Annotated in this window: 21 protein-coding genes; 15 read left to right on the top strand and 6 right to left on the bottom strand. The window is 67.3% G+C overall.

What is annotated here, in order from left to right:
* Window positions 1–442: 442 nt before the first annotated feature.
* From ACIRP2_RS15185 to ACIRP2_RS15140, 10 genes are all read left to right on the top strand, one after another.
* The gene (locus ACIRP2_RS15185; RefSeq protein ID WP_404250284.1) at window positions 443–1831 is read left to right on the top strand and encodes a helix-turn-helix domain-containing protein; all 1389 of its coding nucleotides are present in this window, start codon (window positions 443–445) and stop codon (window positions 1829–1831) included.
* Between the two features lie 2 nt (window positions 1832–1833).
* Window positions 1834–2562: an HAD family hydrolase gene (locus ACIRP2_RS15180; protein ID WP_392077573.1), complete on the top strand. Its 729-nt coding sequence runs from the start codon at window positions 1834–1836 to the stop codon at window positions 2560–2562.
* A 102-nt stretch (window positions 2563–2664) separates the two neighbouring features.
* The gene (locus ACIRP2_RS15175; protein WP_404250282.1) at window positions 2665–2892 is read left to right on the top strand and encodes a hypothetical protein; all 228 of its coding nucleotides are present in this window, start codon (window positions 2665–2667) and stop codon (window positions 2890–2892) included.
* 389 nt (window positions 2893–3281) lie between these two features.
* Window positions 3282–4964, top strand: coding sequence for a pyridoxal phosphate-dependent decarboxylase family protein (locus tag ACIRP2_RS15170; protein WP_404250280.1), 1683 nt, complete (start codon window positions 3282–3284; stop codon window positions 4962–4964).
* Between the two features lie 78 nt (window positions 4965–5042).
* On the top strand, window positions 5043–6038 hold the full coding sequence (locus tag ACIRP2_RS15165; RefSeq protein WP_404250278.1) for an SDR family NAD(P)-dependent oxidoreductase: 996 nt from the start codon (window positions 5043–5045) through the stop codon (window positions 6036–6038).
* A 9-nt stretch (window positions 6039–6047) separates the two neighbouring features.
* The gene (locus ACIRP2_RS15160) at window positions 6048–6764 is read left to right on the top strand and encodes a sugar phosphate nucleotidyltransferase (protein WP_404250276.1); all 717 of its coding nucleotides are present in this window, start codon (window positions 6048–6050) and stop codon (window positions 6762–6764) included.
* A gap of 10 nt (window positions 6765–6774) precedes the next feature.
* Window positions 6775–7791: an NAD-dependent epimerase/dehydratase family protein gene (locus ACIRP2_RS15155; RefSeq protein WP_404250274.1), complete on the top strand. Its 1017-nt coding sequence runs from the start codon at window positions 6775–6777 to the stop codon at window positions 7789–7791.
* Window positions 7724–8596 carry a hypothetical protein gene (locus ACIRP2_RS15150; RefSeq protein WP_404250272.1) on the top strand — a complete coding sequence of 291 codons (873 nt, stop codon included), beginning with the start codon at window positions 7724–7726 and terminating at the stop codon, window positions 8594–8596. The genes ACIRP2_RS15155 and ACIRP2_RS15150 overlap by 68 nt, the downstream gene beginning before the upstream one ends.
* Window positions 8593–9708 (top strand): glycosyltransferase, encoded by a 1116-nt coding sequence (locus ACIRP2_RS15145; protein WP_404250270.1) that lies wholly within the window; start codon window positions 8593–8595, stop codon window positions 9706–9708. Before ACIRP2_RS15150 ends, ACIRP2_RS15145 begins: the two co-directional genes overlap by 4 nt.
* Window positions 9709–9866: 158 nt before the next feature.
* A complete protein-coding gene (locus ACIRP2_RS15140; protein WP_404250268.1) occupies window positions 9867–10976 on the top strand; it encodes a glycosyltransferase family A protein in 1110 nt (369 codons plus the stop codon).
* Between the two features lie 48 nt (window positions 10977–11024).
* On the opposite strand, the gene ACIRP2_RS15135 is transcribed toward ACIRP2_RS15140, so the two are convergent.
* Both ACIRP2_RS15135 and metG read right to left on the bottom strand, forming a co-directional pair.
* Window positions 11025–11540 carry a histidine phosphatase family protein gene (locus ACIRP2_RS15135; protein ID WP_404250266.1) on the bottom strand — a complete coding sequence of 172 codons (516 nt, stop codon included), beginning with the start codon at window positions 11538–11540 and terminating at the stop codon, window positions 11025–11027.
* Between the two features lie 40 nt (window positions 11541–11580).
* Window positions 11581–13287, bottom strand: coding sequence for a methionine--tRNA ligase (gene metG, locus ACIRP2_RS15130; protein WP_404250264.1), 1707 nt, complete (start codon window positions 13285–13287; stop codon window positions 11581–11583).
* 724 nt (window positions 13288–14011) lie between these two features.
* Here metG and ACIRP2_RS15125 point away from each other — a divergent pair.
* Entirely contained in the window at window positions 14012–14206 is a 195-nt protein-coding gene (locus tag ACIRP2_RS15125; RefSeq protein WP_404250262.1) for a hypothetical protein, read from the top strand.
* A gap of 100 nt (window positions 14207–14306) precedes the next feature.
* On the opposite strand, the gene ACIRP2_RS15120 is transcribed toward ACIRP2_RS15125, so the two are convergent.
* The 4 genes from ACIRP2_RS15120 to ACIRP2_RS15105 form a co-directional block, all read right to left on the bottom strand.
* Window positions 14307–14924: a hypothetical protein gene (locus ACIRP2_RS15120; protein ID WP_404250260.1), complete on the bottom strand. Its 618-nt coding sequence runs from the start codon at window positions 14922–14924 to the stop codon at window positions 14307–14309.
* The gene (locus ACIRP2_RS15115; protein WP_404250258.1) at window positions 14921–16102 is read right to left on the bottom strand and encodes an MAB_1171c family putative transporter; all 1182 of its coding nucleotides are present in this window, start codon (window positions 16100–16102) and stop codon (window positions 14921–14923) included. Before ACIRP2_RS15115 ends, ACIRP2_RS15120 begins: the two co-directional genes overlap by 4 nt.
* Window positions 16103–16115: 13 nt before the next feature.
* Entirely contained in the window at window positions 16116–16568 is a 453-nt protein-coding gene (locus tag ACIRP2_RS15110; RefSeq protein ID WP_404250256.1) for a hypothetical protein, read from the bottom strand.
* A gap of 221 nt (window positions 16569–16789) precedes the next feature.
* Window positions 16790–17290, bottom strand: a complete 501-nt coding sequence (locus ACIRP2_RS15105; RefSeq protein WP_404250254.1) for a helix-turn-helix domain-containing protein — start codon at window positions 17288–17290, stop codon at window positions 16790–16792.
* 372 nt (window positions 17291–17662) lie between these two features.
* Here ACIRP2_RS15105 and ACIRP2_RS15100 point away from each other — a divergent pair, with 372 nt between their 5' ends.
* From ACIRP2_RS15100 to ACIRP2_RS15085, 4 genes are all read left to right on the top strand, one after another.
* A complete protein-coding gene (locus ACIRP2_RS15100; RefSeq protein ID WP_404250252.1) occupies window positions 17663–18664 on the top strand; it encodes a hypothetical protein in 1002 nt (333 codons plus the stop codon).
* Complete coding sequence (locus ACIRP2_RS15095; protein ID WP_404250250.1) at window positions 18664–19359, top strand: ATP-binding protein; 696 nt, start codon at window positions 18664–18666, stop codon at window positions 19357–19359. Before ACIRP2_RS15100 ends, ACIRP2_RS15095 begins: the two co-directional genes overlap by 1 nt.
* A 118-nt stretch (window positions 19360–19477) precedes the next feature.
* Window positions 19478–20044 (top strand): WhiB family transcriptional regulator, encoded by a 567-nt coding sequence (locus ACIRP2_RS15090; protein ID WP_404250248.1) that lies wholly within the window; start codon window positions 19478–19480, stop codon window positions 20042–20044.
* Window positions 20041–21126 (top strand): DUF2637 domain-containing protein, encoded by a 1086-nt coding sequence (locus ACIRP2_RS15085; protein ID WP_404250246.1) that lies wholly within the window; start codon window positions 20041–20043, stop codon window positions 21124–21126. Before ACIRP2_RS15090 ends, ACIRP2_RS15085 begins: the two co-directional genes overlap by 4 nt.
* Window positions 21127–21140: the final 14 nt, after the last annotated feature.

The following is a 21140-nucleotide window of genomic DNA, read 5'->3' as shown; positions in this document are numbered from 1 at the left end:
GCTGCTCCGGTAGCGCTTTGCGTGGGCTGACTCGTGTCGGAGGCGGGATTCCCGCCAACTCTGTCTGTAAGGCCGAGGGCACCTTGGACTCCGTTGGAGAAGGCGACGATGAGTGGATGTACCACCGCAGTTCCACGTATTCAGGCCCGTCCAGATGATTACGTTCTCGGACTGTTCGCCTGGGGGTGTGGGCTGCTGTGCGCTCCCAGACTGATGGCCGAATCCCCGGCGCACCCATTTCCCGGGTGATATCACTGGAGTGATCCTGGGTTCACCAGGGGTAGTTGAATTCGCACACTCTCGCTCAACGGGGAGGCAAGAGGTGCTCCAGCAGTCGCCGAGGCGCTGTTCTCGGTGCGGTTGTCGTTTGAGTCAGTACAACTCCGACGCGCTGTGTTCCGCGTGTACCCGCGTACACGCGTTGGATCGTCACACCCCGACCGTGCCAGAACGCGTATGGCACGATCCTGATGTCCGCCAAGCGCTCGCGGCCTGGGACTTCGGCCGAGCCAGTCGACTGGTCCGCCAGCGAGGATCCCTTCGGCAAGAGGACCTCGCACAACTCACAGGGCTTAGCCAGGCGTTCTTATCCATGCTCGAGTCGGGAGCGCGACGCCTCACCAACGTCGACAAGATCGTCGAATTCCTGGGCGGCCTCGGTGTGCCCGCCGAACTCGTACCGCTCCCGCTTCCACGCCACGCGTCCGGGCTGTCGCAGCCGTCCGACCTGGTTGCCGGCGACCTGGACCCTCTTCTGCCGTGGACCACTGCCCGTATGGTGGCGGCACTGGGCACAGTGGTTGGAGGCAGCGCGATGGACCGCCGTCAGTTCCTCGCGGTGAGCGGTATGGCGCTCACCGCCTTCGTTCACCAATGGGGCTCCGCCGAAGCCGAGCCACTCGTACGAGCAGCGGAGGGAAGTCGGCTCACCAACGGGTTGCTCGACAGTCTGCAACAGACCACGGACAGCTTGCGGGCCATGGACGCGAGTACCGGGAGCGGCACCCTCGCCGAACTTGGCGACGCACACCTCGCATTCCTCAAGCGCCTCGTCCTGCAGGCTTCGTACGACGAGGCAACGGGCCGACGGCTGGCCGCGATCATCGCGGACACCGCCACCCAGACGGGCTGGTTCACGTTCGACTCCGGCGACCACGACGGCACTCAGGGATACCTGCTTGCTGCGCTCCGCGCCGCCAAGGCCTCAGGCGACGTCCGGCTGGGAGCCGGCGCCCTCTCCTACATGGCCATTCACGGCTATTCGACCGGGTCCCCGCGTAATGCGGTGATCGCGGCATCAGCTGCCCGAGACAAGATCAAGAGTCTTGACGCGCCGGCACTGGAAGCCATGCTGCTGACCCGACAGGCGCGAGGGCACGCGAAGCTCGGCGAGCAGGAAGCGGCCGTCGCCGCACTTGGCCAGGCTGCGGACCTCTGTGCCCGAGGCCGGTCCGAACAGGACCCGCGCTGGCTGTACTGGATCAACGCCGGCGAGATCCACGGGCAGTCAGGCAGCTGCTATCTGGACCTGGGTGCGCCGGACAAGGCCGTCGCGAGTTTCACCCAGGCGCGGAAGGCGCTCAATCCGGCTGAGCAACGCACCAGAGGGCTGTTCCTTTCCCGGGCCGCCTCCGCTCACATCCGCGAAGGTGACGTCGACGCCGGATGCGCCACCGCACACGAGGCATTGGATCTCGCCGAACAGCTCCAGTCGGCCCGGCTGAACGAGCACATCAAGAGCATGCTGGCTGATCTGCAGCCGGTGAGCCACACCCCTTACGCTCGGGATCTACTGGAGCGTGCCGCTGTCGTGACGGGAAAGAGGAGCTGAACGTGACCGAGGCCGAGCAGGTCCTCGTCCTGTGGGACATCGACCGTACGTTGCTCTACGTCGGCGACATCGACCGGCAGGTCTACCGTGAGGCCTTCGCCGAAGTTGTAGGACGCCCAGCCGAGCACCTCCCGGCTCGGGGTACGGGCGTCACCATGCCCCTCGCGATCCGAGGACTCCTCATGGACAACGGAGTCTCGGAGGACCACGTACCCGACCTGCTCCCGCGCATGGTGGACCTCGTCCCACAACGGCTCGCTGCACATACGGAGGACCTGCGCGAGCAAGGCGTCCTCTTGCCCGGCGCTGTGGCGGCGCTGAGGTCGGTCCACGACCACCCCAGCTACGTGCCGACCGTCGTCACCGGCAACCTCAAGCCGAACGCCCTGCTGAAGCTCGACGCCTTCGAACTCGGAGAATACGTCGACGCGGAGATCGGCGGCTTCGCCTCTGACGATCCCCACCGGCCGGCGCTCGTCGCTATCGCTCAGAAGCGCGCACAGACCAAGCACGGGATGATCTTCACCCGCTCCAACAGCGTCATCATCGGTGACTCCCTTGAAGACGTCCGCACGGGCCTCGAAGGTGGCGCCGCGGTCGTCGCGGTCGCGTCAGGGAAGACCTCGGCGTCGACTCTCAGGAACGCCGGGGCCGACGTTGTTCTCGAGACCCTGGAGAACCTGCAGGTGCTTCATGACGCCATCGCAAGCGTCGTCTCGCCGCACAGCTGACTCGTACCGGAGGTGGGAGGCCATGCGAAGCCGCACTGACGTCGATGCGCCAGCCAAGGTTCGCCCTGGTCGGCACGCTCAGAACGGATGACGCCGCCAGGTGTGAACGAGCCTGGTGCGATTGGCATAGGCCTGCTTCTCTTCGGAGGCGGAACGCTACTTCTTGCGTCCCTGTTCGGCGTCTGGACAGCCTTCGCCCTCGTGGTCCTCGTGGCCTTCGGCATCGCGATGTCCGTGGAGGCTCGTCAGCGGCGCATCTCACGTCGTCGGAGTGAGGAACAGGCGTGGCGGCGCATCCTCAGGGATGAGTGGGGCTACTTCGGCGAGTGAATGGCTGCGTCATCTCCGAGCCGTCCGCTCTCCCCCTCGTGTAGGAGTGCCCAGTCGACTGCACGCAGGGACGTCGGCCACGGCCGTGGGAGCACGTCTTCGACGAGGTAGGCGGACTCGGCCGAGAAGCAGGACGCCCCTGGAGGGCGGCCGGCGAGGCGCCATAACCCTCGCGATATCACTCCAGAGATATGCCCATGCGCATCCCCGCAGCGAGACTTGCGGCTCAGTCGGAGCGCGTACGCCGTGGAACCAGTCCTACCTGTCGCAATCAATCCGTGCGGTCGTGCGGTCGTGCTGTCGATCGCGTAGCGGAAGGAGGTCGATGGTGGCCTGGTGGCTCTCCGACGCAACTGGGGCGCATCGGCAGCCTTTGGGAGGCGCGAGCTATGGACGCAAAGAACGGACAGACCGACCCCCGGGCGCTCTTTCCGCTGTCCCATCGAGAGAGCCCATTCCTCGACCTGTGCAAGACGGCGTTCGATTCCCTGGCGGAGCTCATGCCGGAGGGGGACTTCCCCCGCGTGCCGGCCACGGGTGCGCGATACCGGAAGTACGACGAACTGGTCAGCTTCTACGGGGATCTGCCGGATGACCCGGGAACGAGGCCCGGCGACCTGATCGGAGCCATGACCCGGGACTTCCTCGCGGGTGCCGTCAACTGGAGGTCGCCAGAGCTCCAGTACAACCTCGGCGCCGCGGTGAACGTGGCGGCTTCGGCGATGTACGCCGTGGCGCTCGACACGAACGTCTATCTCATCAACGACGGGCTGGCCGGCAACGTCGTAGCTGCAGAGGGTGCAGTCAGCCACGTACTCGCCCAGCTCACCGGTGTACCGGCAGGTCAGGCCTTCGGCCTCTTCACCTTCGGCGGGACCGGGACCATGGCATACGGAATCAAGGCCGGCATACGCAAATGCGCGCCGGAGTCCGTACGCGCCGGAACGCCGAGTGATGTGCGGGTCGTCATCACGGAGGACGCGCACTTCTCCCACGCGGCAGCGGCGGACTGGCTGGGCATCGGAACCGACCAGCTGGTGGTGATTCCCGCCGACCGGCAGCGACGCAGCGATCTCGCCGCAGCCGAGGAGCTCATCAGGAGCGAACTAGAGGCCGGACATCGCGTCGCCACGGTCATCATCAACGGAGGCACCACCTACGACCACGCGGTCGACGACATCGCGGCCTTCGCCGAACTCCGGGATCGCCTGACCGCCGACTACGACCTTCCCTACAGGCCGCACCTTCACGTGGACTCCGTGGTCGGCTGGGCGTGGCTCATGCTCAGCGATTCCGCGCTCAGCGCCCTCGAGCCGGGGTCCCCTGCCGCGGATGCGCTGCGCGAGCAGCACCGTCGCGTGCAGGCGCTCAGGTCGGCCGACTCGTGGGGTGTGGACTTCCACAAGGGCGTCGGCGTCTGCCCCATCGACTGCAGCTTCATCCAGTTCAACGACAAGAGCGACTGCGTCCGGCTGCGGAAGGGAGGCGGATCACCGGCCGAACTTCACCAACTGGCCCAGGACTTCAGCGCGGTCTCGCCAGTTGACTACACCCTGGAGACCTCCCGCGCGGGAGGCAAGGCCCTGGCCGCAGTCGCGAGTCTGCACAGTCTGGGACGCAACGGGTACGCGGCGATCCTCACCCGGCTCGTCGATGCCGCGATCTACTTCCGGGAGAGCCTGGGGGCGAGGAGCGGGATGGATGTCCTGAACACCCACGCGCTCGGCTACCAGACCATGGTGCGCCTCTACCCACCACACCGAACCCCTGACGCACGCAGAGAGCTTCACGACCCGGCTGCTTCCACCGCCCAGATGGTCCGGGAGGGGAACGCGTACCTCAAGGCGTTCTTCGCCTGGGACAACGAAACCCGAATGGACGTCAACGGCGGCGGCGTCGTCTATTCCTTCAGCAGCAAGTACCTCACGACCGCAAGCGGAGAGCCCATCTCGGGGCTGAAGTTCTACCCGACCACACCACTGATCGGTCGGGAGCACATGAAGGAATCCGTCGATCTGCTTGCCGAGCGCAAGGCAGTCTTCGACGAGATCTGGCGTGTAGGAGCCGCGTGACCGACGCCGCAACGCCAGGCGACCGGTACTCACCGAGGGCACCGAGGCCCTCCGACCTCTTCACAGAATGGAGCGGAGATGGACAGTCACGTGGCAGTCACGGGAGCGGAGGGCTTCATCGGATCCCACCTGGTGGAGCTGTTGGTCGCCAGGGGGCACCACGTCCGGGCCATGAACCAGTACAACTCCTTCGGAACGCGGGGGTGGCTCGACACGCTCCCGACGGAGGTTCTGGACAACGTCACGGTGATACCAGGAGACGTCCGCGACGCGGCCACGGTCAGCAAGCTCGTGGCGGGATGCCAGACCGTGTACCACCTCGCCGCCCTGGTGTCCGTTCCGCACTCCTACGAAGCGCCCCGCATGCACGTCGAGACCAACGTGCTCGGAACGCTCAACGTGCTGGACGCCGTGCGGGCTGCGGGGACTCCCCGGCTCGTGCACACGTCGACCAGCGAGACCTACGGGTCGGCTCAGTACGTGCCCATGGACGAGAAGCACCCCCAGACCGCCCAGTCGCCGTACGCCGCGAGCAAGATCGGTGCCGACCGCGTAGCCGAGAGCTACCACCATGCCTTCGGACTCCCCGTCGTTACCGTGCGCCCCTTCAACACCTACGGACCTCGACAATCCCTCCGTGCCGTGATCCCGACGGTGATTTGCCAGGCCCTGGAGGGCGGCCGGCTCATCCATCTCGGATCCCTCTCACCCATCCGTGACTTCACCTACTGCGGAGACACGGCAGCGGCCTTCCTCGCCGCCGGCGCGGCCCCCCACGAAGCCGTGGTCGGAAGGACCTTCAACGTCGGCTCGGGCGAGGCGATCAGGATTGGCGATCTCGTCGCCCTGATCAGCGAGATCGTCGGGATCCCGCTGCGGGTCGAGGCCGACGACCAGAGAGTGCGCCCCGACTCGTCGGAGGTCTCGCGCCTGGTCTGCGACAGCGGGCTGTTCCGGGCCACGGCGGCCTGGTCCCCGCAGTTCACCCTCCGCGAAGGACTTGAGCTCACCGTCAAGTGGTTCTTGGAGCCCTCCAATCGCGCCCAGTTCCGGAGCACCACCTACGCCATCTGAGGAGGCCCCATGCACGCGGTGATCCTGGCCGGCGGCCGCGGTGTTCGGCTCGGACCGATCACGTCGTACCTGCCCAAGCCCCTCGTGCCGATCGGCGACGAGTACCCGATCCTGGAAGTGGTCATACGACAGCTCAAGACGCAGGGCTTCAGCCGACTGACACTGGCGATCGGCCACCTGGGTCATCTCATCCGGGCGTGCATCGGCGACGGCTCCCGGTGGGACCTCGACGTCAGGTACGTCACTGAGGAGGAGCCCCTGGGCACGGCGGGCTGCCTCACCGACCTCCGCGACGAGCTGCCCGAGCACTTCCTGGTGATGAACGGGGACGTGCTCACCAACCTGGACTTCGCGAAGCTCCTCGATTCCCACACCGGCTCGTCGGCCCCGATCACCGTGGCTGTCGCCAACCGACACCTGGCGACGGAGTTCGGCGTTCTCGACGTCCGAGGCGAGATGATCGCAGGGATCCGGGAGAAGCCCGTCCTCGACTACCAGGTCAGCATGGGTGTGTACGCTGTCAGCCGCGATGTGCTGAAGGCCTACCCACCGGGAGAGCCGCTCGGGTTCGACAGGTTGCTTGACGACCTCGTCCAGCGAGGGACACCGCCACGCGCCCACATCTTCGACGGGTACTGGCTCGACATCGGCCGCCCGGACGACTACGCCCGGGCCAACGAGGAGTTCCCCCAGTTGCGCTCACTTCTGCTGCCGCATGCGGGTTGAGCGTATCGCCGTGCTGGGAGCAACCGGCTACCTCGGCACGCACATCACACGGGCCCTCGCCGAGGACGGCTCTCAGGTCACCATCCTCAGCCGCCGACCGCCCAACGCGCCCTTTCAGGAGGGGATCACCGTGCAGCTCCTGCCCCAACGCCCCAGTGCAGCAGCCCTCGCTGCCGCGCTGGCCGGCAGCGAGGCACAGGTCGTGATCAACGCCGCTGGCGTGACCCAGGGAAACATCCGCGCGATGGTCCAGAGCAACGTCCGTCTGGCCCGCTACGTGCTCGGCGCCGCCGCGACAGTCCCCGGCAGGCCGCGCGTCGTCCACATCGGATCAGCAGCGGAGTACGGGCTCCAGCCCGAGGGATCAGCAGTCACGGAAGGCGCGGCCTGCTCGCCCAGTGGTGTGTACGGGCGGACGAAGCTTGCTGCGACTGGTGCCGTACTGGAGGCCATCGGCGAAGGGGCGATCCGAGGAACGGTGCTCCGCGTCTTCAACCCCGTCGGCCCCATGAGCCCCGCGAGCAGTGTTCTGGGTCGGGTCGGTGCTCAGTTAGCCCATCAGCGGAACCTCCCGAACCCACAGGTGGAGACCGGCCCGCTGGACGCCTGCCGCGACTTCGTGGACGTTCGCGACGTGGCCTCCGCCGTCCTCCTCGCCGTGAGACACGAGGCACCCCCACCGATCGTCAACATCGCCCGCGGTGAGGCAGTAAGCGTCCGTGATCTCGTACGACGCCTCGTAGAGGTCAGCGGAGTGCGGGCACGACTGCTGGAGCGCCCTGCTCTCGCTTCGCGGCGGTCCCAGGGCCTCGCCCGGCAGGAGGCAGCCATGGAGGTCGCGAAAGGACAACTCGGGTGGGTGCCGCGATACGAACTGTCCGAGTCCCTCCGTGACCTCTGGAACGCTGCCACCGTCATGGTGGCCGCGCGGGCCGAAGGTCCCGATCAACGGAGTCCCCTTGATCAGTCTGCCGAGTGGGCAACCACTGCCTACCGCCCATCGTCGTCTCCTCAGCGACCTCGCTGACCTCTTAGACCTGCCTCAGCTCGTCGTCTACGGGGGAGCGGCACGTGACCTGCTCAGCGCGTCCCCGGGATCTCCCAAGGATGTCGATGTCGCCGCAGGCCCCCTTTCCCGCGCCGCAGGCTGCCGAGAGCGGCTCCTTGAGCACCCCGACGTTCAGGAGGTCGGTCCCGCGCGTGACTACTGGATCCGGATGACCGAGCCCGTGATCATGTTCGACGTCCGATGGCGCGGCATGACGGTGGACGTGAACTTCCTCGATGACCTTGGGAAGATCGGCCACTTCGACGTCGAATGCGTCCGATGGGAACACCCGGCGGGAACGTTCGTCGATCCGTACAGGGTCACGGGGCGGGAGACGACGGACTCCTTTGCACTCGTCAGCCCGATGGACGTGGAGAACCCCGTCCTACTGCTCAACCGGCTCGTGAAACTGAGCGCCAAATACGACGTCGACTACACGCAGGTCGGCGAGCTCTCCCACCTGGCGAGCGCGCTCGTCGAGGCCGCCGCCGCGTGGAACTCGGCCGACGAATTCCACGGGACGCAGGCCGACACAGCGCACGCGAGAGCAATCGCCACGTCCGTTCAACGAGCTCGCGACGGCGCGGCCTTCCTTCGGGCCTGCCTTGATTCCGGCGTCATCGCGTGCAGGAATCCGCGACTCGCCGAAGTGCTGGCCAGGGACCCCTCTGCGGTCACCCGGCTCGCTCGTACCACCAGCCCGGACTCCTTCTGGCACCTCGCGAACAGCCTGACCAGCGATCGATCCTCTTCACCTCTCGGAGCTAAGGAGACTTGCCGATGACCCGATTCGGGTTCGTCATCCCCACGTACAACGAGGCCGAGACCATCGGCCGTACGATCGAGAGCATCGCCCTCCAGCGGTCCCCCGAGGGCGATCTCATCTCCAGGGACAGCTACGAGATCGTTGTCGCTGACACCCCTGGTCACGACGAGACACCCCGTGCCGTGGCCCAAGCTGCGGCACGATTCGACGGCCTCCGGTGCAGCGTCGTTTCCGAGCCCGCCCGCTCCATGGTCGCGGCTCGCAACACCGGCATCGGCCACTTGCTCGAAAGGCCGAGCCCGGTCGACTACATCGTCAGCGGGGACGCCGACACCGTCCTGCCACCCGGCTGGCTGTCCGCAGTGGAGGAGAAGCTCGCACAGGGCGCCACGATCGTGTCGGCGGCCGGATTCTTCGAGACAGAGCTGTGGCGCCGCTGTCCCGCCCTGACGCGGTGCTACATCGAGGAGATCGGCACGGTCTTCTTTCCTCAGGCGATCATCGACGAGTACGTGACGGCGCAGGACCGTCCTCTGTTCACGCCCCGGCTGTTCAGGGATTTCGGCCGCCCCGTGTCGGACTGCGCGTTCGTCATCGAGTCGGACACGTACCAGAAGCTCGGGGGTTTCAAGCCGGAGCACTACGACGCGGACGGCCAGGACGAGATCCCGGCGGTCGGCTGGCCCTTCATGTTCCGTGCGGAGCTCGCCGGCATCGACATCGCCTACGTCGAAGCGCCGGCCTACGAGACGAGCGCGCGCCGGCTTCTCCACGAACCGGAAGCTCTGTTCTCCGGCAGCAGCTACCTCGGTGAGATCGAGAACTTCCGTTCTCAGAACGACGATCAGTATGCGTGGCTGGACCACTTCGCCCCGCGACTGAACATGGAGGCCCTGCGCCGCTACGTGGTGAAGAACTACGTTCTGCAGCAGTGCATCACCCGGCCCGAGCGAATCCTCCAGAACCCCGGGACGTTCGGGAGTTCGGCCGAGGAACTGACCACGGCCGTCGCCTCGTGGAGGGATGCCCATCTCCAGCCCGGAGCTCGGGAGGTCTTCGCCTTCGCGGACGAACTTACCGACCGCTTCTTCGACGCCGTGGTAAGTGCCTTGAAGGAGTCCGGCTCATAGCTGATGGCCATTCAGAACAGTTCGGGTGACGTCGGTGCGTCTCCACGTTCTCGTGGCGCCGATCGCGACGTCGACAGGTCGTAATCGTGATCAGCGAAGGGATGACCATCGTGGTAGAGGAAGTTGTGAAACGTGATCGACGGAGCGCAATCGGGATCGTGATACCCGCGCGCAACGAGTCCGGGTTCGTCATCAGGACTCTGCAGACCCTCGTCGCGCAGGACGTACGGGACCGATGTGAGGTCGTCGTCGTGGAGAACGGAAGCGACGACGACACGGCGTCCCAAGTCGCCGAGTTCGCCACACAGGCCCGCCTCCAGGTCACCCTGCTGCGGCTCGATCCCGCCTCGGCGGTGGCTGCGCGCATCCACGGCATGGACTACCTGATGGGGCAGGAAGAACCGCCCGCCCTTCTGGTCAGCGCCGACGCGGACACCACCTACCCCGCTGGATGGCTATCAGCCTTGGAAGACGAGGTGGAGGCAGGGGCGGACGTCGTCGCTTCGGCCGGATACATGGACCCGGTGCTCTGGTCCTGGTGCCCCACGCTCACCTCCCGTTACGTGGAGCGGATCGGAACGATCTTCTTCGATCCGGACACCACGAGGTCCCTGGGCGTCGACGAGACCACGTGTCTGTTCACGACCCAGGTCTACGAGGACTTCGGCCGACCGGTGTGCGCGCCGGGCTTCGGGATCACGGCCGCCTGTTACAGGCGGCTCGGGGGCTTCCGCCGGGAGCACTACGACGCGGGGGCGACGCGCGAGATCCTGATCGCGGGGGCCCCTCTGATGTTCCGAGCCGAGCTCAACGCATTCCGCGTCGCCTACGTGCGGGCGCCCTGGTGGCAGACGAGCCCTCGGCGACTTGTGTCCGAGCCAGAGATCCAGCTCGGCCGGACCCTTCAGGACACGGACATGTTCCCCTATCGAGAGGTGGCACCCGAGGCGTACATCAAGTTCGACCAGGCGGCCGACGACATCAACTACCAGGACCTGCTTCTGAACTGTGTGCGGGACTACCTCCTCACCCCGTGCCTCACCCGCCCACAGCTGTTGAGGAGGAACGCTGCCTACTTCGGGAGGCTCGCCGGCGAGCTGAACCAGACGATCAATCGCTGGCACGCCGAGCGGTTCCTTCCTGAACCGCGACACCTGTTCGACCTGGCCACGGATCTCACGGAGACGCACGGGTCTTGGGTCCTGGAAACCTTCGCGGAGTTCCGCGGACGACGGCGGGAACAGCCCGCATCACTCCTGCACAACTGACCCGGACTGCCACCTGGCGTGAGGTAGGGGGTGGCGAGAGGCCGCCACCTACCGAGTCAGCCGGTGAACGGAAGCAAGGTCGACCACGTCGGCGCCCGTAGCCGACTTGATCACGGCCTCATGAGTGACGACGACCAGCGGTCCTGGTGTGACGTGCCGTGACACAGCTTCACGGACGCGGGCCGCCATGTCCTCGTCCGTCTCCCACGTACGGTCGGACGGCAGGACGCCCGAGCGGCTCCACGCCTCGTACTCCTCGATCTTCTCGCGCACTATCTTGCCGGTGACGGGGGCGGCGCCGTCCCGGACCGGTAGCCAGTCATGAAGTGCCGGCTCCACACGCAACTCGCAGCCCAGTCGCGCGGCGATCAGAGCGGCTGTCTGCAAGGTACGCGCGTACGGGGAGGCGACCACCACTTCTGGACGGTCGTCTCGAAGTAGTTCGGCGGCGCCTTCCGCCTGGCCGATGCCGAGGTCGGTCAGCGGCGCGAAGTCACGCCGACCGCCGTGATAGACGGGTGCGAACGCGGAGAGGCGATCGTAGTCGGCCTCTCCGTGACGCACCAGGAAAACCTGCCGACCCCGGTCCATTGGCAGACCCGCCTTACTGCGCACCGAAGCGCGAGCGCCAGGTGTCGAGGTCCTCGTCCGTGATCTTGGCGAAGAGAACCGGAGGCACGGAGAACGGGGTACCTGCCGGCACGGAAGTCAGGGCGCGGGCCTCTTCTGCGGTGACCCACGTCGCGGTGTCATCGGCCAGGTCGAAGGCCTCACGCATGGCCCGTGCGGAAGCGGGGATGAACGGTTCCGACACGACCGCGTAGAGGTGGATCAGGTTCATCGCGGTACGGAGCGTCAGCGCCGCGCCCTCCGGGTCGGTCTTGATCTCCAGCCAGGGGGCCTTCTCCTCGAGGTAGGAGTTGCCCGCGCTCCACAGGGCCCGCAGCGCCTGCGTCGCCTTGCGGAACTGGAGGGTCTCCATGTGGCCCTCGTACTCGGTCAGCAGGCGCGCGATCTCCTCGCCCAGGTTCTGCTCGGCCTGGCCGGCCGCCTTGCCCGCCGGGACGGTGTCACCGAACCGCTTGCGAGAGAAGGAGAGCACACGGTTGACGAAGTTGCCGAGGGTGTCAGCCAGGTCCTTGTTCACCGACGAGGAGAAGAGTTCCCAGGTGAAGGAGGTGTCGTCCGACTCAGGCGCGTGGGCCATCAGGAAGTAGCGCCAGTAGTCGGCCGGCAGGAGTTCGAGAGCAGCGTCGGAGAAGATTCCCCGCTGCTGCGACGTGGAGAACTTCCCGCCGTAGTAGTTCAGCCAGTTGAAGGCCTTGACGTGGTCGACCCGCTTCCAGGGCTCGCGGGTTCCGATCTCCATGGCCGGGAACATGACCGTGTGGAACGGGACGTTGTCCTTGGCCATGAACTGGGTGTACTGAACGTCGTAGGCCTCGTACCACCAGGACTTCCAGTCCCTAGCGCTGGGCTCCAGGTCGGCCCACTCCTTCGTCGCCCCGATGTACTCGATAGGGGCGTCGAACCAGACGTAGAAGACCTTGCCTTCCGCCGCCAGCTCAGGCCAGGTGTCGGCGGGAACGGGTACGCCCCATTCCAGGTCACGCGTGATCGACCGGTCGTGCAGGCCCTCGGTCAGCCACTTGCGGGCGATCGACGAGGCCAGGTGCGGCCACTCGTCGCTGCTGTCGTCGATCCACGCCTCGACCTCGCCGTCCAGCTTCGACTGGAGGAGGAAGAGGTGCTTGGTCTCGCGGACCTCCAGCTCGCTGCTGCCGCTGATGGCGGAGCGGGGCTCGATCAGGTCGGTCGGGTCCAGGACGCGGGTGCAGTTCTCGCACTGGTCGCCGCGGGCCTTGTCGTAGCCGCAGTGAGGGCACGTGCCGACGATGTACCGGTCCGGGAGGAAGCGATCGTCAGCGATCGAGAAGACCTGGCGGATTGCACGCTCCTCGATGAAGCCGTTCTCGTGCAGCTTGCGTGCGAAATGCTGTGTGATCTCGCGATTCTGCTGGGAGGAACTGCGACCGAAGTAGTCGAACTCGAGGGCGAAGCCGTCGTACACCGCCTTCTGGGCGTCGTGCTGCTGAGCGCAGAACTCCGAGACCGGCAGCCCGGCGTCCTTCGCGGCGAGCTCCGCCGGGGTGCCGTGCTCGTCGGTGGCGCAGATGTAAAGGGCTTCGTGGCCCCTCTGCTTCAGGTACCGGGTGTAAACGTCCGCCGGGAGCATGGACCCGACCAGGTTCCCCAGGTGCTTGATCCCGTTGATGTAGGGAAGCGCGCTGGTGATCAGGTGTCGAGTCATCGTTGGATGCTCCCAGTTTCTACTGCTGTGGACCATGAGCGGCACGGCAATGGAGTCGAGGTCGAGGTCCTGCCGACGTACACCGTTCGGACACGGAGTGTGGTGATGTCTCTTTGCAGGGCGCCTGCATCCTATCCAATCGGCAGGACGCGGCCTTACCGCATTTTTCAGTCTGACGCGATGCGGCACCCGTATATGCGTCGGCCGCTTGGGACAGGCGGCCAAGCGAGTCCCAAGCGGCCGAGGCCCAGAACGACGAGCGCTCCGGGCAGCCTCATGATAGCGGCGACGCACGGGGTGCGACTCCCGTGTCGGGCTCGTGGTCGCGGCCTGCGGCGTAGGTCACGTCTCGGCTGACCGTAGGCCGTACCTCCGGCGTCACCTTCGACCACGGGGAGGACTTCTTCGAGGCGCGATCGAGCTTCTCCGCGAGGACGGCGCGACGATCGGTCCGGTCATCCTTGACCCTGGAGGGCCGGAGCCACGCCTGTACTTCCTTATGCCGCCCGGCACGGCCGCCGACTGGGAGGAGCCGGGAACGGTTCCTCTTGGGCGGAAGTGCCACGTTGTGGTGCCGCCCGCTGGCGCCACGCAGCCGCCCGGGCTGCACTGGCACGTCGTCCCCCGAGGCCCCAGGTCGCTCACACAGCCCGGTCCGCTGTGTAAGGCCCTCAGCCAGGCACGCAGAGAGCGCAGCGGTTCCGGCGGAGGCCACGGATTCCTGATGTCCCTGAACATCTCCCTCGTCCTGCCGCTCGGGATCGTCCTGGTCGTACTGATCCGAGGCGGCTCCCTGAAGGCTGGGCCCGTGGGCGTGAGCGTGCTCTTCGGGTTCTTCCTGGCGGGCACGTCGATGGCGCCGGAGATCAATCGGCTGGTCTCCAGCGTTGCGAACATGATCGGCCAGATTCGGTTCTAGCGCACCGTCCGTGCCAGCGGCATGCACCGTCTCGTTCAGGTGCGACGGTAAACCAGCCGTGCGGTCGGAGCGTGGCAGCGCTCCGAAGAAGTGCTGAAGGTCAGCGCAGCCCTGCGAAAACCACAGCCGCCGCCGTGCCGCCCAGGATGGCCCCCGCGATGACCTGGGCTGTGGTGTGGTCGCGCAGCGAGACCCGGGACCAGCCGACGGCGGCGACGCCGAGGAAGAGGAGGGCAGCCCACCAGCCGTAGGCGACGGTGATGACGACGGCGACGCCGGAGGCGACGGCGGTGTGGACGCTGACCTTCCACCAGACGGTGACCGCCATGGTCAGCAGCAGGCCGGCGATCATGGCGGCGACCAGGGCGACGACCTCGCGCGGCGCGTCGAGAGCCAGGAGCAGGCCCGTGCCGACGAGGACGGAACCCAGGGTGACGAAGAGCGGTATCCACCGCTGGGAGCGGACCTTGAGGTGCTTGTCGCTCCAGCGGCCCCGGCGGACGCCGACGACGATGTAGGCGATCGGCAGGCCGCCGCAGAAGGCGCCGGCCAGCAGGCCCCAGCCCGCACCCGCAGGGGAGTTGGTGGAGTGCCAGCCGATGACCAGCAGGACGCCGATGACCAGGTTGGCGGGCGCCAGGACCTCGGTGATGAGGCGGGCGGAGCGCCGCTCGGCAGGAGCGGCGGCAGTGGGTGGAAGCTGCGTGGTGGTGGTCATGCCGGTGTCTCCTCAAGATGGGCGCGGAGGAAGTCCTGCGTGGCGCGGGAGCGGTAGGCGGTGTTGAGGGTGGTAAGGGCGCGGATCTCGGTGGCGAGGTCGCGGCCTCCGCTGGCAGGAGGCATGGGCTCGCCGGAGCCGGTGACCGCGCCGCGGAGCCGTTCCTCGCGGGCGACGGCGAGCCAGCAGGCCTCGGCGGTGATGTCGGCGTGGGCGCCGATGAAGCCGAGGGAGGTGGCGTGGTCGTAGGCGCGTCCGCGCAGTTCCGCCGGTGCGTGGTCGGCGAGAGTGAGGATCGAGTCGCGGATTTCGATGGTGCGCCGGTACAGCCGGTCATGCGTACGCAGTGGGTTGGTGGCGTCGACGGCGCGGCTTGGCGGGGTGTCGAGCCGGGTCTCTGGGACGGCGTCGGTGAGGGTGCGCCACAGGGGGTAGAGACTGACGAGCTGCCAGTGGGACCGGATGCGGGCGAGGGCGCGTGGGGCGGCGGGGAGGGTGCTGCCCAGCACGATCAGTAGTAGGGCCAGGAAGAGCAGGCCCGTGCTGAGCGCGTGGTTGACGTGTTCGCCGAGGGGACTCCTGCCGACGTAGTCGATGAACAGCACGGCGACGCGGTGGAGGGCGTATATGAGACCGACGGCGGTGCCGGTGCCGGTGAGGATGAGCCCTCGGCCGACGAGTCCGCTGTCGGGGCGGCGCCCCCAGCGGAAGCAGAGCAGCGTGGCGCTCAGCAGGGCGGCGCCGAGGTAGGAGGTCCATACGACGCCGTACGCGAGGATCGTGGCGTGGTCGGCGTAGTCCGCCAGGAGATCCTCCGCCTCGTGAGGCTGGGGCGTGGCGAAGAAGCAGGCAGCCAGAAGGACGACCGTGACGGCAGGCACGGCCTTGTGCAGCCTGGATACGCGCATCCCGGTCTTCGACTCGGCCATGTCGGCGACGAAGGTGAGGACCGATGCCGCCGCGACGGTCCCGCAGATGTGCTTGATCAGGAACGACAGGTTGGTGACGTGCAGATGCTCGTCGACCGCCGCCGCGATAGCGACCGGCCGGACCGTCATGGCCAGAGCGAGTGCCGCGAAGGCCAGCCAGAGACTGAGTCGTTCGGGTCTCCGGAAGGCGGAGCGGGCACGCCAGAGGGTGACGGCCCAGAGCAGGACGGCGGGTATCGCGTCAATCATCTGTCAGGGAGTCTCAAGAGTCGCTGAGCGCGGCATTGAGCCGGCGCAAGGTGCTGGGGGTGGTCCGGTCGCCATTTCCGCGCAGAGCGGCACGGGTCGCGATGAGGCCGGCCAGCGTCTCCGCGCTCCGCTCCTCCTCGGTCTCGTAGCTCGTGCGGCCAAGGACACCCGTCACGAGATCGGTGTCGAGGTGGTGGAAGGCGCGGCCGAGGGTTTGGCGAGGCGTGTGCCCGAGGAGCATGTGGCTGATCTCGTGCAGCACGATGTGGTCCCGGTGGAGAGGGCTGGTGGCGTCCTCCACGAGGATGTGGTCCGCCTTCTCCGTGGCGAGCCAGGCTCCGCAGGGCAGTTCGTCACCGGTGATCGCTGGGAACGTGTGCAGGTGGATAGGCCGGCCGCGCTTCTTGGACACGCGGGCGAGTAGTTCCTCGATCTTGAAGGGGTCGGGAAGGTCGAGATCGTCCAAGACGGATTCGAGCCGGATTCCCTGATCTTGGGAGGGCCCCGAACGACCGGACTTCATCTGCCCTCCGACTCCGATACTTCTCGAACGTGCGACCTACTGCCGCGATGCCGTGGCGAGTATATGAACCATTTCCGGTCGCACATCTGGAGGGCTGTCGATTGCGCCGGGAAAATGCGGACAATCATATGCAAGTAGGGTGGTGAATCCTTACCAGTGGGGCGTTACTTCATATCGTCGTGATGTTTGCCACTGGAATTCACATTGATGGTCGAATCGTCGTCGGGGGCCCCGAGGCCTTCGAGTTCGCGGGCGCGTTCGATGAATTCGGTAATGATCTTGAGGCTCTTGTCGGAGAGTCCGGATGCGCGTAGAGCCACTGATCTCACGCCCGCGTCGCGCATGGCGGCGAGCGCGTCGAGTTCGGCGGCGATCTTCTCCGATTCGTCGTCGTCGAAGAAGTAGGCGGGCTTCACGCCGAAGAAGGTGGAGAGAGCCTCGAGGTGGCGCTTGGTCGGATTGTCCTTGGTGCCGGTCCTCAGTTGCCAGATGTAGCTCGCTGAGATGGTCGGGCCGCCCTGTCGGCGGATACCTGACGCCACCTCCTCGTAGCTGTACGAGCCGCGGCCCTTCGGGTGGACGGTGGTGAACAGCCGGTCCAGGCGGCCGGCAAGCGTGGCCCCGCCGCCCGCCTGTGCCGCAGGTGGGTTGTTCTCATGGTCCATCGTGGCCGTCCTCCGGTCGCGTCGCCTTCACTGGGGTGAATGGCTGCCCCGCTCCCATTTTCTCTGGTTGACAGCGGTGCCCTATCTCAGTCTAGTGTGATCATCGTGCCATCCACCCATGAAAACGGTCTATGCCGGGGTGGGGCCGAACGACGATGCCCGGGAGTGGCAACTCCCGGGCATCCATCGGCTGCCCTCGCCGAGGGCACCCAATGATCCGGGGCCGCGTGGCCAGCTTGCAGGCGACAACCGCGCAGCCCCGTCCATGAGGACGGAGTATCACATGCACCCACCCAGCAGGGGAATCCCGGCAGCCTCGACGCGGGGCCGGTGCCAACGGCTCCAGCGTTGTCGAGCTCGCCGGGAGAGCTGATGGCCCGCATCCGGACAGTCAAGCCCGACCTGTTCGTCAACGAACGGGTCGCGGCCTGCTCGGTATCCGCGGTCGTCACCTACATCGGCCTGTTCACCCAGTCCGACGACCACGGGCGGCACCGGGACAACCCGGCGATCATCGCCGGCCTCCTGTGGCCGCTGCGCGCCGAGCACACTCCCGTACATGTGGAGGAGGACCTCCAGCAGCTCGCCGACGCCGGACTGATCTGCCGGTACACCGGCTGCGACGGCAAGCGCTATCTCCACATCACCGGTTGGTACGAGCACCAGAAGATCGACCGGCCCAGCCAGTCCCGTCTCCCGGTCTGCGTCGCCCACAACAGCGACAAGAGGTGCGGCCCGTGCAAGGGAGTCTGCGCCAAGGCCGAGGCGAACACCCGGGGAGCACTCGACGAGCCATCGACGAATCCTCACCGAGCCGTCGACCCGCACCCCGAACAGCTCGCGCGTCCCCACGGCGGCCGCACCACAGCGCCGGGCACCAGCGACAACACGCATCCCGACACCAGCGGGAAGGCCTCCCCAACGGGAGGGGAACCCGCAGGTCAAGGCCGGTTCGTCGAGTCTTCGACGAACCCTCCGCGAACCCTCGCCGGAGCCTCGACGTCCGGATCCAGGATCATGGATCCTGGATCGTCTTCACCTACGGGGCGCACAGCGCCCGACGGCACAGTCACCGCCGGGAACCTCCTCGCCGAGTACGCGGGCTCCTGCACCGAGCGCCCGCCCGGTGACGTCCTCGGACACCTCGGTCGCCTGCTGAAGAAGCTGCTCGCCGAAGGCATCGACGTGGACCACATCCGCGCCGGCCTCGCCCGCTACGCCGAGATCCAGGGCCACCCCTCCCGGCTGCCGAGCCTGGTGAACGACGCCATGAATGCCCGCGTCCCCGCCCAGACGGCATCCCGGCCCGGTGCGACGCACCGAGCGTGGACCAACCCGGTCGACGCGGCCGCCGCCTACGCGGAGGAGCTGTGATGAGCCGCGAGCCCGAACTCCTCGGCGCCGGAGCCCTCCAGCGACTGCAGCGGATCCTCACCGCCCGGGGCATGAACCCCAAGCACCTCCCCGACGCCCCAGACGAGGGCCAGCCCTACACCCCGCTGGGCCTGCTGGACGCCCGGATGCCGCCGCGCTACCGGACCGCCCGCGCCGACCACCCCGAGGTACTGACCTGGACCCGCAGTGTGATCGCCCAGGCCGAGGCACCCAACCCCGGCGCGCGACGGCAGATCACCACCGGCCCCAGCCTGCTCCTGGCCGGCGTCACCGGCTCGGGCAAGACCCACCAGGTGTACGGCGCGGTTCGAAACCTCGTCGAAGCGGGCATCGTCGTTCGGTGGCGTGCCACCACGGCCGCCGACCTTTACGCCGATCTGCGCCCACGCCCCGGACGCGACACCGAACGCGAACTCGAGACAGTCAGCCGCTACCCGCTGCTGATCCTGGACGACCTCGGCGCGGCCAAGGCCTCCGAGTGGGTCGAGGAGATCACCTACCGGCTGATTAACCGCCGGTACAACCTGATGCTCCCCACGCTGATCACCACCAACCTCGCCATGCGCGACCTCCGCGAACACCTGGGCGACCGCGTCGCCTCCCGGCTTGCCGAGATGACCACCCGGGTCACCTTTGAGCCCGTCGACCGCAGACGCCAGCCCCACGCCGCCTGACCTGCCGCAGGCCGCCACGCCGAGCCGCGCACTCAGCGCGCTACCCCACGTACTTCCCGACCCAGCAACACCTCTCCGCCGATGCCCACCGCGCGCGGAGAGCGATCGGAGCAACCGCATGACCCCCACGACGATCAGCCCTGCCCGCCACCGGTCGCTCGGCGACCACACCTGGCAGGACCAGGCCGTCTGCCAAAGCACCGAGTACAACCCGGTGGACCTCGAAATCTTCTTCCCCGAGCCCGACGAGACCGCCAAGATCACCGCAGCGAAGTCGCTGTGCGGCCAGTGCCCGGTCCGCCGCACCTGCCTGGACACCGCCCTTGAAAGCGGCGACACCCGCGGCATCCGGGGAGGAATGACGGAGGAGGAGCGCGCACCGCTGCACGAGAAGCTCGCCAGCCGCCTCGACTACAGCCGCGTCAACGCCACCATCGCCGGGCGCGACGTCCACCTCACCAAGGCCGAGCGCCGCGCGGTCGTCCAAGCCGCCTACCAGCACGGCCTGTCCGAACAACGCCTCGCTTGGCTCCTGAAGGTCACCCAGGAGCACGCCCAGAAGCTGTACCGCGAGACCCGCCGAGCCCTTCGCAACCGAGACCTGAAGAAATCGCCGCGGGCCACCGCGCCCTCCGAGTCCGGGGGCGAGCGCTTGGGCCGCGATGACTTCAGGGCGGCGGCGTGACCATCGCGAATGCGCCCAAGACGGCGCCCATCACCGGATGGGACCGCGCGGTTGTCATCGCCCTCGGCGGCGCGGGATGCGCCCTGAGCTACGACGCCCTTCAGCAGATGGCCATCGCCATCCACGTCCGCGGATTCCTGACCTACCTCTTCCCGCTGGTGATCGACGGGTTCATCGCGTACGGCATCCGGGCCCTGCTGGTCCTGCGCGACGCGCCCCTGCGCGCCCGGCTCTACGTCTGGACGCTCTTCGGTACGGCCACCGCCGCCAGTATCTGGGCCAACGCGTTGCACGCGGTCAGGCTCAACGAGGAAGCTGTCCCGGTCACCGGGTTGAGGCTCGGGGACATGGTGGTCGCGGTGCTGTCCACCGTCGCCCCGCTTGCCCTGGCCGGGGCAGTCCACCTGTACATCATCGTTGCCCGAGGGTCGGTCAAGGACAGTGACCGAGATGACCGAGATGACCGCGACGACCTCGGTCAGGCCGGTCAGCTCGGTCAGGTCGACCGTCCGGAACGCCTCCCGGTCACTCGGACTGACCGGCCCGGTCAGCGGCAGCCGCAGGTCGGTCAGGTCAGCGCCGGACAGCCGGTCACTGCCCTGACCGGCCGGCCGAGACTGTCCCTGGACAAGGAGGGCACGGGCCCCCGGTCACTGACCGGGGACAAGGCGTCGGCGGGCAGTATCGGCCCGGACACCGGCCACCGCGACTTGGAGCACAAGGCCGCTGACCTGCCCGGACATTCGGACATCGCGTCGCAGGTAACTGACCGCCCGGTCGGCACAGAGCCGGCCGCCGGCGGCCGGGACAGCCGACAGCCGGTCACTGCCAGGCCGGTCACCCCACCCCCGGTCAGTGGCCGGGACATCCGGTCAGCCCGTGACCGACGGCCTGACCTGGACACCGAGGAACTGCTGGAGATCGCCCGGTCAGCGGTCAAGGCCGAGGACAAGCTGACCCGCAAGGTGGTCGCCCAGGCGATCCGCGGTCAGCAGATCCCGCTGTCCAGCGACACCCTGACCGCCCTGATGACCCAGCTCCGCAAGCAGCACGGACAGCCGGTCACCTCTGCCCGGAACTGACCGAACCTCACGGA

The sequence above is a fragment of the Streptomyces sp. NPDC101194 genome (assembly GCF_044767885.1).
GTDB lineage: Bacteria > Actinomycetota > Actinomycetes > Streptomycetales > Streptomycetaceae > Streptomyces.
Note: the sequence above shows the minus strand (reverse complement) of the source record. Positions and strands in the feature narration are given on the sequence as shown.